The organism is Oricola nitratireducens, assembly GCF_014904745.1.
In the GTDB taxonomy this organism is placed as follows: Bacteria; Pseudomonadota; Alphaproteobacteria; order Rhizobiales; family Rhizobiaceae; genus Oricola; species Oricola nitratireducens.
Genome location: NZ_JACZCS010000010.1, coordinates 100530 through 114030, shown reverse-complemented (window position 1 = coordinate 114030; position 13501 = coordinate 100530). Strand labels below are relative to the sequence as shown.

Here is a 13501-nt window from a genome sequence, read left to right as displayed (position 1 = left end):
ACCCTTATGCGACTAATTCACCAAGCTATAGCAGCGTTGCCTTAACGCTTGGTTTTTCGAACCGGTTGCAGCTTAATGAATCTCGGCCGCCGGAAAGCGCCGAAACCCGGGAAAACCGGGGCTTTGCGGCCTGCATGACTTGCCGCGAATCGCCATCCCCGCTAACGAGTTTCCATGTCAAAACAAGTCACACCGCCCGGTTCCGGCGACGGCCCCGGAAAGGAAGTCGAGCCGATCGACCTCAAGTCGGCGCTCGAGGAACGCTATCTCGCCTACGCGCTGTCGACGATCATGCACCGCGCGCTCCCCGATGCGCGCGACGGCCTCAAGCCCGTGCATCGGCGCATCCTGCATGCGATGCGGCTGCTCAAGCTCGACCCCAAGGAAGCCTACAAGAAATGCGCCCGCATCGTCGGCGACGTGATGGGCAAGTTCCACCCGCATGGCGACCAGGCGATTTATGACGCGCTGGTGCGTCTCAGCCAGGATTTCGCGGTGCGTTATCCGCTCGTCGACGGGCAGGGCAATTTCGGCAATATCGACGGCGATAACGCCGCGGCGATGCGCTACACCGAAGCCCGCATGACCGAGGTGGCGACCCTGCTTCTCGAGGGCATCACCGAGGACGCGGTCGATTTCCGCAAGACATACAACGAGGAGGACGACGAGCCGGTCGTCCTGCCGGGCGCCTTCCCGAACCTTCTGGCCAACGGCTCGTCGGGCATTGCCGTCGGCATGGCGACCTCGATCCCGCCGCACAACGCCGCCGAACTCTGCGACGCCGCGCTGCATCTGATCAAGCACCCGAACGCCTCCATCGATAAGCTGGTCGAATTCGTCCCCGGTCCGGATTTCCCGACCGGCGGGATCATCGTCGAGCCGAAGGCGTCGATCCTCGAATCCTACGCCACCGGCCGTGGCTCCTTCCGCGTGCGCGCGCGCTGGGAGAAGGAGGACACCGGGCGCGGCGGCTACGTCATCGTCGTCACCGAAATTCCCTACCAGGTGCAGAAGTCGCGGCTGATCGAGAAGATCGCCGAACTGCTGATCGCCAAGAGGATCCCGCTGCTCGAGGACGTGCGCGACGAGAGCGCCGAGGACATCCGCATCGTCCTGGAGCCGAAGTCGCGCTCCGTCGATCCGCAGATCCTGATGGAGTCGCTTTACAAGCTGACCGAGCTCGAAACCCGCATCTCGCTCAACATGAATGTCCTGGCCGGCGGCATCGTGCCGAGGGTGATGAACCTGCGCGAGGTGCTGCGCGAATGGCTCGAGCATCGCCGCGAGGTGCTGCTGCGCCGCTCCCGCTACCGCCTCGGCATCATCGAGAAGCGTCTCGAGGTGCTCGGCGGCTTCCTGATCGCCTATCTCAATATCGACGAGGTGATCCGCATCGTCCGCTTCGAGGACGAGCCGAAGGCGAAGCTGATCGAGACCTTCGACCTGACCGAGGTGCAGGCCGAGGCGATCCTGAACCTGCGCTTGCGGGCCTTGAACAAGCTCGAGGAAGTCGAGATCCGCAAGGAGCACGACGAGTTGACCGCCGAAAAGGAGGGCATCGAGAAGCTGCTCGCCTCCGAGGAGGCGCAGTGGAAGACGATCGCCTGGCAGATCGAGGACGTGAAGAAGAAGTTCGGCAAGGACACCGAACTGGGAGCGCGCCGCTCCACCTTCGGCGAGGCCGCCGAGATCGACCTCGAAGCCGTCGCGCAATCGATGATCGAGAAGGAGCCGGTCACCATCGTCGTCTCCGAGAAGGGCTGGATGCGCGCCATGAAGGGCCATCTCGCCGACATGTCGACGCTCACCTTCAAGGAGGGCGACAAACTGCAGCTCGCCTTCCACGCGGTGACGACAGACAAGATCCTCGTCTTCACCACCGGCGGCAAGTTCTACACGCTCGGCGCCGACAAGCTGCCGGGCGGGCGCGGCCACGGCGAGCCGATCCGCATCATGGTCGACATGGAAAACGACCAGGACATCGTCTCCGCCTTCGTCCACCGGCCGAAGGGCAAGCTGATCGTCGCCTCGGGCGCCGGCAACGGCTTCGTTGTCCCCGAGGCTGACGTCGTCGCCAACACCCGCAAGGGCAAGCAGGTGATGAACGTCAAGATGCCCGACGAGGCGAAGCTGTGCATCCCGCTGCCGGCCGGCGCCGACGGTGCGGTCGCGGCCGACCATGTCGCCACCGTCGGCGAAAACCGCAAGCTGCTGATCTTCCCGCTCGAACAGATCCCGGAAATGACCCGCGGTAAGGGCGTCCGGCTGCAGAGATACAAGGACGGCGGCATCGCCGACCTGCGCGTCTTCACCCTCGCCGAGGGCCTGACCTGGCAGGATGCCTCGGGCCGCAACTTCACCAAGGGCAGGGAAGACCTCGCCGAATGGATGGGCGTGCGCGCAAGCGCCGGCCGCATGGTGCCCAAGGGCTTCCCGCGCAATGGGCGGTTTGGGTGAGGAACCGGTTGCCGCGGTAGCGGCAAGCCGATGATCCGGTGAATCAACGGCAGGTTTCGAACGGGCGGGAGCTGCCGGAGGCAGCGGGGCCCGCCCCGGCAGGCGCGCCGCTCTCAGCCGCCATCCTCGGGCTTGTCCCGAGGATCCAATCTTCCATTGACACCTTCACATGCTAATTTCAGTATGTGTCAGGAGGTACGGAGGAGATGAACGTTCACGTCGAGACGAAAGACGGGCTGTTCGGGTTGGCCGGGTCGCTGACCGCCGCCGAGGCCGTCGCGCGCGACCGCGCCCTGCTGGCCGCGCATGCCGCGGGCGATAGCCCCGACCGCATCCTGTTCCACCAAGTCCGCCCTGCCGTCTCGATCGGCTGCCACCAGACTTTCGAGCACGAGGTGCGGCGCGACTATTGCGCCGACGCCGGCGTCGACGTGGTGCGGCGCGCGACAGCGGGCGGCGCGCTCTATCTTGACGAGGGCCAGTTGGGCGTCAGCCTCGTCCTGCCGGCCGCCGCTCTCGGCCCGAACCTCGCCGGCCGGCTGCAGGCCGGCGCGGCGATTGTCGCCGACGCGCTTGCCCGGATCGGCGTGGAAACCGAATTCAAGCCGCCGAACGACCTGCAGGTCGCGGGCCGCCAGAAGATCGCCTCGGTCTTCCTGGCCGGGAAGGGCGGCACGGCGCTGCTCGGCGTCAGCATCATCCTGAGGCTCGACCTGAAATCCGCGATGCAGGCGTTGCTGGTGCCGACCGAGAAGCTGACCGTGACCGGGCTCGAACATGCCAAGGAGCGCATGACCTCGCTGGAGGAAGTGCTCGGTCGGCTGCCGCGCACCGCCGACGTCGCGCAATCGATTGTCGCCGCAGCCGAAGCCCGCCTCGGCAGGCCGTTTGTGACCGGCTTGGACGGTCCGCTCACCGCCGAACCGCCGGCCGAACTTCCCTGGGGCCTCGGCGAGGCCCGCTTCGAGACCAAGGACAAGGTGGCCGGCGCGACGCTCAGGGTGCTGCTCGGGATCGGCGCCGAGGATATCGCCTCCGACGTTCGCTTTGCGACCGACGGCCATCTGTCTCCGGCTGAGACGCTGCCCCGGCTGGCGCGGCATCTTTGCGGCAGCACCGTCTCCGATCTCGCCGCGGCGGCGGACGCATGGCTCGCCGCCGAAGCGCCCGACATGGCGGGCTTCGAGGCCGGCGATCTGGTCAGGCTGATCGCCCGCGCGGCGTCGAAATGGTCGATGCAGGAATGGCTCGGGCTGACCCCGGAACAGACCTCCGGCCTGATGCTGGCCGGGCAGAATACCGATCCGGCGCACGCGCTGGAACGCGCCAGCGTGATGCTCGTGCCCTATTGCGCCAAGCCGAGCTGGTGCAAGTGGCGTCACACCATGGATTGCGTCGAATGCGGCAAATGCGAGGTGGGCGACGCCTATCTCATGGCGCGCGAGCGCAACATGGAAGTGGTGACGATCACCAATTTTGAACATCTCGCCGATACGCTTGACGACATGAAGGCGCAGGGCGTCGAAAGCTATGTCGGGATGTGCTGCGGCGAATTCTTTTTGAAGCGCCATCATGCGTTCCGCGACTCCGGCATGGATGCGGTGCTGCTCGATATCGAAGGCGCCACCTGCTACGAGCTGAAGGAAGAACAGCTCGCCTATGCCGGCAAGTTCACCGCCGAGGCGGCGCTTGACCTCGACGCCGTCAGGAAGGTCATGGCCAGGGTCCCCGCCCAGGAAGCGTCGCGCCGCCCCTGCCTGACGGGCGCCGCGCCCCGGGTGGGCGAACGCCATCACGATCTGGTCGCCGGCGGCGGCTGCAAGTCGTGTTCATGCGCCAAGGGTGGGGCAGGGAGCTGACCGCGCCGGGAGCCTATGCTTTGAGTTGGTCGCGAACCGTCATGAGGATGCGGCCGAGCTTGTTCTCTCCGCTGCCGTCGGGACCGCATCCCCAGTAGCCGTCCATCGGCGCGTTCTCGACGATCATTCGTTCGCCGGTCGACAGCAGCAGTCGCGCCAGCTTATCGTGCGTCTCGAATTTCGCCGTCACCGCCCGCAGCATGATGTCGTCCTTCACCTCTTCCCAGTCGGCGCGCAGCGGAATGGCCCGCGTCATCCCCAGGGCCTTCGCGTCCTTGGGACGATTGGCGAGGCGAATGCGCTCCCGGTAGCCTTCGTCGTGGAACTTCTGCGCCTGGAAATAGTGCTCGACGGTGCGCCACCAGACGCCATCCATCGCGATGCCATAAGGCGCAAAGTTCGAGAACTCCGAAAACGCGTCGGTCTGCGCGTAGAAATAGATCGTGTCGCGCGGGTAGTGGGGAGACATGACGGTTCTTTCCTGATTGGTTGAACCGGGCCGCGTGCGGCCCGGTTCATTCGTTCGCTCAGCCGCGGCGGGCGACGCAGGCGAACTTGCGCGCGCCCAGCTTCTTGGCGACCTTTTTCTTGCCGCACCGGCACGTGCCGCCCTTAACCTTGCCGCCCTTGCAGACCAGCTTCTGCTTGTTCGGCTTCGGGCTGACCCGCTTCGACTGTATCGCCTTCTTCGCCGGCTTGACGGTGGTGCGCACGGCTTGCTTCTTCTGGCAGGCGAAGCTGTTCGCACCGAGTTTGATCCGCTTGGCGTTCGATCCGCACCGGCACTTGCCGCCGCTCGCCTTGCCGCCCTTGCAGACCAGCTTGGCTTTTTTCGGAGCGGGAGTGACGCGGACCGGCTTCTTCTTCTCCTGCGGCTTGGCGACGGCCAGGCACTGATAGGCGCGATTGCCGATCTGCTTGCGGATCTTGTTCTGGCCGCAGGTGCACTTGCCCTTGGAAAGCTTGCCGCCCTTGCAGACGATTTGCGGCTTTGCAGGTGTCGGATTCGTGCGTGCCGGATCGTCCGAGGCGGTAGCCGGCGCATGCGTCGGGTTCGGCTCGGCCACCAGTCCGCCCACGCCGCCGCCGACGGCCGGATTGACCTTCGGTTTCGGACGCGGGGCGGGGATGTCCCCGCCGGGGTTGTCCTGGCCGCCGGTCAGGCCGCCGATGTCGCTCGAGTGACCCGCCGTCTTGGCGCACTGGAACGTATGCGCGGCAAACGCATGGTCGACCGGATCTCCAGGGGATACCGTGCGCAGAGTGCAACCGGCCTCGATGGTGTCGGACAGCTCGAATTTTATCAGTTTGCCGGCGCGGTAATGGCTGCTGGCGATCTTCTCGGGCTGCAACACGCCGGAGAAATTGCCGAGTGCCCCGCAATCCAGCGAATAGTGGATATTGTCGGCCTTCGGCGCATCGAACCAGACCAGCGCCTTGGCGTCGCGCGGGCATGTGTACCGGTCGGCGAGGGGACCATTGTCGATGAACTGGAAATGTCCCTCGAAAGACGCGATATCCGGCGTGTTGTCGTCGTCATCGCCGGCCGGGTTTGCGAAGCCTTCGCCGCCCGCCCCGGTGCAGTGCAGGGTGATGTCCTTCCAGCCGGTTTCGTGGTTGAAGGTCTCGTTGACGAGGTCGCGGGCGTTGAACTGCACATTCGTCGTTTTCTCGACCGCGATCCAGCGCTCGTGAACGGCGAAGAAGCGGCCGTCTTCGTGATGGGCCGTCACGTTCACCGTCTCGTTCTTGATCGCGCCGTCGCCGCGCTGCTTCCAGAGCTTGAAGGAGAGGGGCCCTTCCTGGTTGGTCTCCATCGTCACCCTGAGCTTCGCCTTCTTGCACTTCGTGCCCGGCGTCGGCTCGGTATAGGCGTTGGAATAGGTGGTCAGCGTCATCCTGATGTCGTTGACCTTCATCGCCCCGTGATCGAAGTGCAGGCCCTGATCTTCGGCCACATCGTCCAGAGTGGGTTTGCTTTTGCCCAGGCATTTCACCTGAACGGGCGCGAAACCGGTCGCTCGTGCCCGGGTAGAGTCGCCATACCCGACATAGACGTCGCCATATTGGGGCGGAAAGCGTTTGCGCCGATGCTCCCTGGCATCCGCATGGATCGCCAGCGGCAGGTTGTAGGTGAACGAATGGCCCGATTCGGTCTCGGTCCACTTGGAATTGCAACGATTGACGATTGCCTGCTCGTCCGTGGGATTGAGTCTGGTATGCTCGCCGATGAAGATGTTCATCGAACCGCGTACTGAACGCCGTGAATCGATAGGGGTCTCTATCGGGTTCCCGGTGTTGCCTTCGGTGTAGGTCGAAAAGATTCCGCGGACGGCGCCGTCGGTCAGGTTGCGGCCGACACGATAGAACTCGATATAGCCGCGGGACGTCTCGATGGACATGTAGATGGATATTTTCCGCTCATCATCGGAAATCCGCGTCCACATGTCGTTTTCCTGCTCGACGGTAATCGTATCGGAGCCGGGCGCGCCTCCGATCGCAATACTGCTGAAGATCGGAGCGTCGGCCGCGGCCGGCGTCGCCATCATTCCGGCGACACCCAAAGCCCATGCTGCGGGGGCCAGCTGTTTCCTGATGAAGGCCCGCGAGGAACCGAGGATCGAACGGCCAATGGATAAACGGCGTCCGGGCGGCTGCGGCCTTTGCCTGGGGCTGGTCATTGACATCACTGGAACTCCTTTTTTGCATCTGGTGTGGAAATTGTCCCTTCCGTGATGGCCATTGTTCCTTTGCCGGTGATCTCCGTCTGTGATCGATTACACGCTAGCGTTGCATTTGCGGATATTGCCGCGCGGACGCGAATCCACCCGATTGCGAGATGTGGCGTTGCGGGCGGGCGACGCGATCTGGTAATCGGTTTCGAATGCTGAACGCGCAGGGCTGGCACCCGCCAGTCCCGCCGCGGCGACGTATCGCGCGCATGGCCGTACGGATGGATGTCCGCGATTGGCTGTGAAGCCAGAACCGCATCCGGCATCCCGCCATTCATCGTACCCCCACCCTTCATCCCTCCCCACAAGGGGGAGGGATGTCGTGGGCATGAAGCCGTACCTGGTGCGATGGCGCAGGTGGAAGCGCCGGCGTCGCTGTCCTCCCTCCCCCTTGTGGGGAGGGATGCAGGGTGGGGGTCGTCGCGAAGCGACCACCAAAAACAGCCAGCAAGTCCGGTGCTCGGCGGCCAATCGCCGAATCCGCGCCGCGACTTATCCACCTCCCCGACACCTCCCTTACCCTTGCCCGAATGACGAACGCGCAAGGACACACGATCAACTGGGACAAGGCGATTGCCCGCAACCGCGATGCGCTTCTGCGCGTTCTCGCGGCACTGTTCGCCATGGCTGGCCTCGCCGGGGGAGTAACCGCGACGACTTTGCCGCGCCACCTGCATAACCACATCCTGCGCATACTCCGTGCGGCCGAATCCGCCGTCCGCCGCCTGATCGTCATCGCCGCGCGCGACCTTGTTGTGGTGGTGGCGCCCCGCAAACAAGCCGCCACAACAACCACAACATCCACCACATCCGTCCCCGCCGTCGCGGCTCTTCCGCTGCTCGATCCGCGCAAGCGCTTCGATTTCCGCCCGCGCCGCCGCCGCGCGAAATCCTTCCCGCGCATCTGCGTGATCGGCGTTTCCGAACCGCGCCCGATCCCCGAAATCCGGATCCCCACGCCCGAAGACGCGATGGACGCGACCCGTCTCCGCCGCCGTCTCGCCGCGCTGAAACGCGCGCTGGACGATCTCGACGGCCATGCGAAACGCCTTGCCCGCTGGCGGGCCAAACGCGACCTCGGTCTCAACCGAAGCAAATATGTCTCGCCCATGCGCCCCGGCTGGCCGCCCGGCCGCCGCAAGCGGGCGTTTCACGCGGTCGATGACATTCTCACCGAATGCCATGCGCTGGCGCTGTCTCTGGAACGGGAAGACACGTCGTGAGCGGCAGGGGCCCATCAGCGAGCGAAGCGAAGCTTAAGGATGGGACAGACGACTCGGCGGCGAAAACCCGCCCCGATTCACCCTCCGTTAATCATTCGAATTGACTCGGCCTTAGTCATTTTCCGTTAACGCTGAGGGTTGGTGCGCGAATGCGCGCCGGACCCCACTCTGTTTTGCGTACGGGTGATCATGCGTTTTTTAATTCCGGCCATCCTCGCGGTGGCGGTGAGCGGCTGTACCGCGTCGTCCAAGCTCGACGTGCTCGACCTGCAGCCCTCCAGCGAGACCGTCAGTTCCATCGTTCCTGCGCCGGTCCCTTCCGAGGATGTCGGCGGCGAGGGCGAGGTCATGGCGATGGCGGGCGGAACGCCGGTCTCGCCGGCGCGCGCGGCCCTGTTCCCGCCCGAAGTCATGCCCGAGGAGGAAGTCGCCTTCGTCGCCCCGCCCGGCGCCGTGTCGTCCGGCCGCCCGAAGGTCTACAACCAGAAATTCGACGACGCCAAGCCGGTAAGTTTCGGCCGCGCCGCGCCGAAGCATTTTCCGGTCCACGGCGTCGACGTCTCGCGCTGGCAGGGCGACATCGACTGGCACACCTTGCGCAAGCAGGGCGCCAATTTCGCCTTCATCAAGGCGACCGAGGGCATCGATCACGTCGACGACGCCTTCAGGCGCAACTGGAAGGCGGCGGCCGAAGCCGGCGTGCCGCGCGGCGCCTATCATTTCTTCTACTGGTGCCGCACCGCGCGCGACCAGGCCAAATGGTTCATCCGCAATGTGCCGAAGGTGAAGGGCGCCTTGCCGCCCGTGCTCGACGTCGAGTGGAACGCCCATTCCCAGACCTGCAGGCACCGCCCGACCCGCCAGGACGTCCTCGAGAAGATGCAGGTCTTCCTCGACGCGCTCGAGCGTCACTATGGTCAGCGCCCGATCATTTATACGTCGCCGGACTTCTACAAGGACAATCTGCGCGGCCAGTTCAGGGACTATCCGTTCTGGCTTCGCTCGGTCGCGGCGCATCCGGACGAAATCTATTCCGACCGCGACTGGGCCTTCTGGCAATATTCCGGCACCGGCCAGGCGCGCGGCGTGCCGGAAAATATTGACCTGAACGTTTTCAATGGTTCAGAACGTGGCTGGTACGAATGGATGAGCCGGCGCGCGCATTGAACAGGACAATCTACGTCATCGAACACTGGGAGCCTGTCGAACCCGATTTCGGCCGGCAGCATCTGGTCGCGCGCGGCCATGACGTCCGCGTCGTCGATCCGTGGCGCGGAGAGCCGCTGCCCGAGTTGACCGGCGACGAGGGCGGGGTCCTGTTGATGGGCGGGCCGCAATATGTCACCCACCTCGACGAGGCGCCCTATCTGCGCGACGAGTTGCGCTTCGCCGAACAGGTGATGGAGAAGGACATGCCGCTGGTCGGCATTTGCCTAGGCTCGCAGATAATCGCCCATCTGCACGGCGCGCGCGTCGACTTCCATCCCGAGAATCACGCCACCTTCGGTTTCTACGCTCTGCAGCCGACCGAGGCGGGCAGGGCGCATTTCCCGGAGGCCATGAAGGTGCTCGCAGGCAATTCGCAGGGCTGGGAGATGCCGAGGGGTGTCACGCCGCTCGCCCATGGCGAGGTCTTCCCGAACCAGGCCTTCCAGGCCGGTGACAAGACCATCGCGCTGCAGTTTCACCCGGAAGTGACCCGCGCGATCCTCGACCAGTGGCAGCAGGACCACGGCGAGACGATCGGCAAGCCGGGCACGCAGTCTATCGAGGAACAGGACGCCGGCTTCGACGCCCACGACGCGGCTTTGAAGGATTGGTATGCGGCGTTTCTCGACCGCTGGTTCGGTCCCGCAGCTGTGTAGAGCCGTTCATCTTTATATGGAATCGTTTGAACGCCGGAATTTCGTGGCCTGGCAAGGAGCGTGAAGCGACGCCGTCCGGGACGCGAAAGGCCAAGTGCACACGATTGCAGTTTGGAACGAAGTTCCAAAGCCTTGTCGGCTCGGATGGCTTTTCCGCCCCGGCTGCGTCGAAATCCTCGCGCGATATTCATATCGCGCTGCGGTGTTCTCCTTGCCGGAACGAAAAATCCATTCCATCTAACTGCTTCCATTTAAAGATGAACGGCTCTAGCTCCACAGCGCGACAGGATCGGTTTCAGTGAAATCTGCGGCTTCCGGGCTTGTCCGCCGGTTTGGCGTGGCCATATCAGCCGGATGGCTCTTCCGGGCGCCGGGCCGCGCCGGCGAGGCCGCCGTTCGCGCGTACGGTAACCGTAAAACGCGAAGTTGCAGCATGCGCGGCCGCAAGGGCATGGATTATGGCGCTTCCGGCTGGCATTATGCCGGTCTTGGGCGCGAACGGGCTTGAAAACACCGGCAGTTTACCGGACGCCTGACGGACGAAACGAAACGAAACGCGGGAAGTGTCGCGACTTGCTACATCCCGCCGAAGGCAAGGAAATTCCTTGAGGAAAACCAGTACCATGAACGCCGACGCCCATCTCAATCTCGAAGCGTTGAACCACGCGGCCCTGAAAGAAGCCATGGGATGCTTCGCCACGGGCATCACCGTGGTGACGACGCATTACAAGGGCGCCGATTACGGCATGACCTGCAATTCCTTCAACACCGTGTCGCTCGATCCGGCCCTGGTGCTGTGGAGCGTCCAGAAGACGACGGCAAGCCACGAGGCCTTCACGAATTCGCGCGGCTATACCGTCAGCATCCTCGGCGCCGACCAGGAAGCCGTTGCGCGCCGCTTTGCGCGCGGAACCTCGGCCGAGCGTTTTGCCGGTCTCCCGGTGACGCGCCTGCCGACCAACCGGACGGTGATCGATGGGTCGGTTGCATGGTTCGACTGCGTGCTGGAGAAAATCGTCGAGGCGGGCGACCATGACGTGCTGATCGGGCGCGTGCTGGAATTCGCCTCCACGCCCGCCGCGCCGCTCGGCTATGTGCACGGCCGCTTTATCGGCCTCGGCTCCTGACGGCGGCCGGTGCCGCCGCGCGGCGTTTCTCGCGCCGGTATTGCCAGATCGAATGCGCCGCCAGCGCGGTGGTGATGATCGCGCCGCCGGCAAGGGCCGCCGGTGTCGGCGTTTCCTTGAAAACCAGCCAGATCCAGACCGGGGCGAGCACCGTTTCCAGGAGATAGAACATCGCCACCTCCGGGCCCGAGATGTATTTCGGCCCGGTGGCGAGGCACCAGAAAGAGATAGGGATCAGCACGGCGCCGTCGAGAAACAGCCACCATGGATTGCCGATTCTTCCGGCGAAGCTTTCCTGCGGCACGATCATCGCGATGGCGAGCAGGAGTGGCAGCACGCCGCCGATCATCGGCGCAAATCCCATGTCGCGGCCGCTCTGGCGCGTGATCGTGATCCCGATCGACAGCAGCAAGGCGACGGCGAGCGCCATCAGGTCTCCGAACAGGTTGCCGGTGCGCACGCTGTCGCCGACGATCAGCATCACGGCGGCGACCATCACTGCCATCGTCGCGAGCGTCGCGCGGGCAGGGCGCTCGCCTAGGAACAGCCAGGATAAAAGCGCGGCGAACATCGTGTTGAACGACAGGATGAAGACGATATTGGCCGCCGCCGTGTTGAAGACGGCGGCGACGAAGGCGATGGCCGACAGGCCGTAAAGCACGGCCACGGCGGCGCCGGTCTTGCCCGGGATCAGGACGACGGCGCGGCCGCGCCAGAGCCCGATCGCACCCGACATCAGCAGCGCCATGGCGAGACCGAGACCGGCCCGCACCAGCTGGACCGACCAGATGTCGCCATCGGCAAGGCGCAAGACAGGAATGTCGAAGGAGAGGACAAGGCCGCCGAATCCGGTCAGCAGCAAGCCTTTCTGGTGTGGCGTCATATAGGGCGATTGTCCGGGAAAGTGGCGGCGGTCAGTCTTCGAAGCGTTCCCAGCCGGTCGTGGTCAGGTGCTCCTGCGGCTGGAAGCGGGTCTTGTACGCCATCTTGCGCGATCCTTCGACCCAGTAGCCGAGATAAACATGCGGCAGGCCACGCGCCCGCGCTCTCGCGATATGGTCGAGGATCATCCAGGTGCCGAGCGAACGCTGCGGCTGCTCCGTGTCGAAGAAGGAATAGACCATCGAAAAGCCGTCGGACATGCGGTCCGACAGGGCAACGGCGACGAGTGGCCCGTCGCCGGTTCCCGTCACGAAACTGTCGGGCCCACGCTTGCGGTATTCGATGATCGTCGTCGGCACATGCGTGTCCTCCACCATCATCGCATAGTCGAGCACGGTCATCTCCGACATGCCGCCCTTCTTGTGGCGGGCGTCAAGATAGCGGCGGAACAGCGAATATTGCTCGCTCGTCGGTTCCGCCTTGTGTTCGGTGCCGATCAGGTCGTTATTGACGCCCATGATGCGGCGCAGGTTCTTCGACGGCTCGAATTCGTCGACGAGGATGCGTACCGAGACGCAGGCCCGGCAGGTTTCGCAGGCCGGCCGGTAGGCGATGTTCTGGCTGCGGCGGAAACCGCCCTGGGTCAGGAGGTCGTTCATCTCCGCGGCCTTCTCGCCGACGAGATGGGTGAACACCTTGCGCTCGTACTGGCCTTCCAGATAGGGGCAGGGTGACGGCGACGTCAGGAAAAACTGCGGAGATTTTGGTGAATGCTGTGTCATGCCGCCAGTCTCGCTTCACTACCAGATTTGGCGAGAAGCGGCCAAAGGTCAATATACCTTTCCGAAGGCGTCAACGCTCGGAGCGCACAGCGACGATTCCAAGTGCCAAATCATGCAGTGTGCGTTTGTGTTCGAGGAAGAGCGGCGCCAGCAGCAGCGGCAGGAACGCGGTTTGCGCCCAGAACAGCACCGCGTGGACGATTGCCGTGATGAAATCGATTCGCCGTCCGTCATAGCGCTCGAGCCGGATGCCGGCGATCCGCATGCCGATCGTCGCCTGCGCCTGGCCGCCGACAGTCCAGCCGATATAGAGCAGCGCGACCATCGGCGTCAGGATCGTGTAGAGCAGCCAAGCCGCGCCGAATGTCGCGAAGCCCATCAGGAAGATGACCGGCACCGCGACGACGATCAGGATGAACACCATCGCGTAGTCGATCAGGAAGGCGAAGATGCGCCGCGTGCGCACGCCCTCGAACAGCCGCCAGTCGTCGTAGCGGTCCGAATAGCTGCCGCCCGGCGCGTCGAATGTCTGTGTGTTCTGCATCAGCGTTCCTCTTTCGACTGAGGTGGGAGG

Annotated in this window: 12 protein-coding genes; 7 read left to right on the top strand and 5 right to left on the bottom strand. The window is 64.3% G+C overall.

The features are described 5' to 3' along the window. Positions 1-174: 174 nt before the first annotated feature. Together parC and IG169_RS07055 are read left to right on the top strand one after the other, a co-directional pair. A complete protein-coding gene (parC, locus tag IG169_RS07060; RefSeq protein ID WP_193175472.1) occupies positions 175-2457 on the top strand; it encodes a DNA topoisomerase IV subunit A in 2283 nt (760 codons plus the stop codon). Between the two features lie 206 nt (positions 2458-2663). After that, a complete protein-coding gene (locus tag IG169_RS07055) occupies positions 2664-4316 on the top strand; it encodes a lipoyl protein ligase domain-containing protein (RefSeq protein ID WP_193175471.1) in 1653 nt (550 codons plus the stop codon). Positions 4317-4329: 13 nt separating this feature from the next. Here the strand turns inward: IG169_RS07055 and ybiA are convergent, their stop codons facing one another. Both ybiA and IG169_RS07045 read right to left on the bottom strand, forming a co-directional pair. Continuing rightward, entirely contained in the window at positions 4330-4785 is a 456-nt protein-coding gene (gene ybiA, locus IG169_RS07050) for a riboflavin biosynthesis intermediates N-glycosidase (RefSeq protein ID WP_193175470.1), read from the bottom strand. Positions 4786-4843: 58 nt separating this feature from the next. Then, a complete protein-coding gene (locus tag IG169_RS07045; RefSeq protein ID WP_193175469.1) occupies positions 4844-6718 on the bottom strand; it encodes a hypothetical protein in 1875 nt (624 codons plus the stop codon). 4 nt (positions 6719-6722) lie between these two features. Here IG169_RS07045 and IG169_RS07040 point away from each other — a divergent pair, with 4 nt between their 5' ends. From IG169_RS07040 to IG169_RS07020, 5 genes are all read left to right on the top strand, one after another. Further along, positions 6723-7052, top strand: a complete 330-nt coding sequence (locus IG169_RS07040; RefSeq protein WP_193175468.1) for a hypothetical protein — start codon at positions 6723-6725, stop codon at positions 7050-7052. Positions 7053-7578: 526 nt separating this feature from the next. Beyond that, positions 7579-8271, top strand: a complete 693-nt coding sequence (locus IG169_RS07035; protein WP_210325903.1) for a hypothetical protein — start codon at positions 7579-7581, stop codon at positions 8269-8271. 189 nt (positions 8272-8460) lie between these two features. Then, on the top strand, positions 8461-9438 hold the full coding sequence (locus IG169_RS07030) for a glycoside hydrolase family 25 protein (protein ID WP_193175467.1): 978 nt from the start codon (positions 8461-8463) through the stop codon (positions 9436-9438). Further along, positions 9435-10136, top strand: coding sequence for a glutamine amidotransferase-related protein (locus tag IG169_RS07025; RefSeq protein ID WP_193175466.1), 702 nt, complete (start codon positions 9435-9437; stop codon positions 10134-10136). Before IG169_RS07030 ends, IG169_RS07025 begins: the two co-directional genes overlap by 4 nt. A 623-nt stretch (positions 10137-10759) precedes the next feature. Further along, complete coding sequence (locus IG169_RS07020) at positions 10760-11263, top strand: flavin reductase family protein (protein WP_193175465.1); 504 nt, start codon at positions 10760-10762, stop codon at positions 11261-11263. Here the strand turns inward: IG169_RS07020 and IG169_RS07015 are convergent. The 3 genes from IG169_RS07015 to IG169_RS07005 form a co-directional block, all read right to left on the bottom strand. After that, complete coding sequence (locus IG169_RS07015; protein WP_193175464.1) at positions 11244-12146, bottom strand: DMT family transporter; 903 nt, start codon at positions 12144-12146, stop codon at positions 11244-11246. The two genes, IG169_RS07020 and IG169_RS07015, sit on opposite strands and share 20 nt — an antisense overlap. A gap of 31 nt (positions 12147-12177) precedes the next feature. Next, the gene (locus IG169_RS07010; protein ID WP_193175463.1) at positions 12178-12927 is read right to left on the bottom strand and encodes an arginyltransferase; all 750 of its coding nucleotides are present in this window, start codon (positions 12925-12927) and stop codon (positions 12178-12180) included. Between the two features lie 70 nt (positions 12928-12997). Beyond that, positions 12998-13471: an RDD family protein gene (locus IG169_RS07005; RefSeq protein ID WP_193175462.1), complete on the bottom strand. Its 474-nt coding sequence runs from the start codon at positions 13469-13471 to the stop codon at positions 12998-13000. Between the last annotated feature and the right edge of the window lie 30 nt (positions 13472-13501).

What these genes read in the sequence shown, in the direction of transcription:
- IG169_RS07030 (WP_193175467.1), top strand. Translation starts at nt 8,461, where the DNA reads ATGCGTTTTTTAATTCCGGCCATCCTCGCGGTGGCGGTGAGCGGCTGT.
- IG169_RS07055 (WP_193175471.1), top strand. Translation starts at nt 2,664, where the DNA reads ATGAACGTTCACGTCGAGACGAAAGACGGGCTGTTCGGGTTGGCCGGG.
- IG169_RS07045 (WP_193175469.1), bottom strand. Translation starts at nt 6,718, where the DNA reads ATGTCCATCGAGACGTCCCGCGGCTATATCGAGTTCTATCGTGTCGGC.
- IG169_RS07035 (WP_210325903.1), top strand. Translation starts at nt 7,579, where the DNA reads ATGACGAACGCGCAAGGACACACGATCAACTGGGACAAGGCGATTGCC.
- ybiA (WP_193175470.1), bottom strand. Translation starts at nt 4,785, where the DNA reads ATGTCTCCCCACTACCCGCGCGACACGATCTATTTCTACGCGCAGACC.
- IG169_RS07020 (WP_193175465.1), top strand. Translation starts at nt 10,760, where the DNA reads ATGAACGCCGACGCCCATCTCAATCTCGAAGCGTTGAACCACGCGGCC.
- IG169_RS07010 (WP_193175463.1), bottom strand. Translation starts at nt 12,927, where the DNA reads ATGACACAGCATTCACCAAAATCTCCGCAGTTTTTCCTGACGTCGCCG.
- IG169_RS07040 (WP_193175468.1), top strand. Translation starts at nt 6,723, where the DNA reads ATGGATATTTTCCGCTCATCATCGGAAATCCGCGTCCACATGTCGTTT.
- parC (WP_193175472.1), top strand. Translation starts at nt 175, where the DNA reads ATGTCAAAACAAGTCACACCGCCCGGTTCCGGCGACGGCCCCGGAAAG.
- IG169_RS07005 (WP_193175462.1), bottom strand. Translation starts at nt 13,471, where the DNA reads ATGCAGAACACACAGACATTCGACGCGCCGGGCGGCAGCTATTCGGAC.
- IG169_RS07015 (WP_193175464.1), bottom strand. Translation starts at nt 12,146, where the DNA reads ATGACGCCACACCAGAAAGGCTTGCTGCTGACCGGATTCGGCGGCCTT.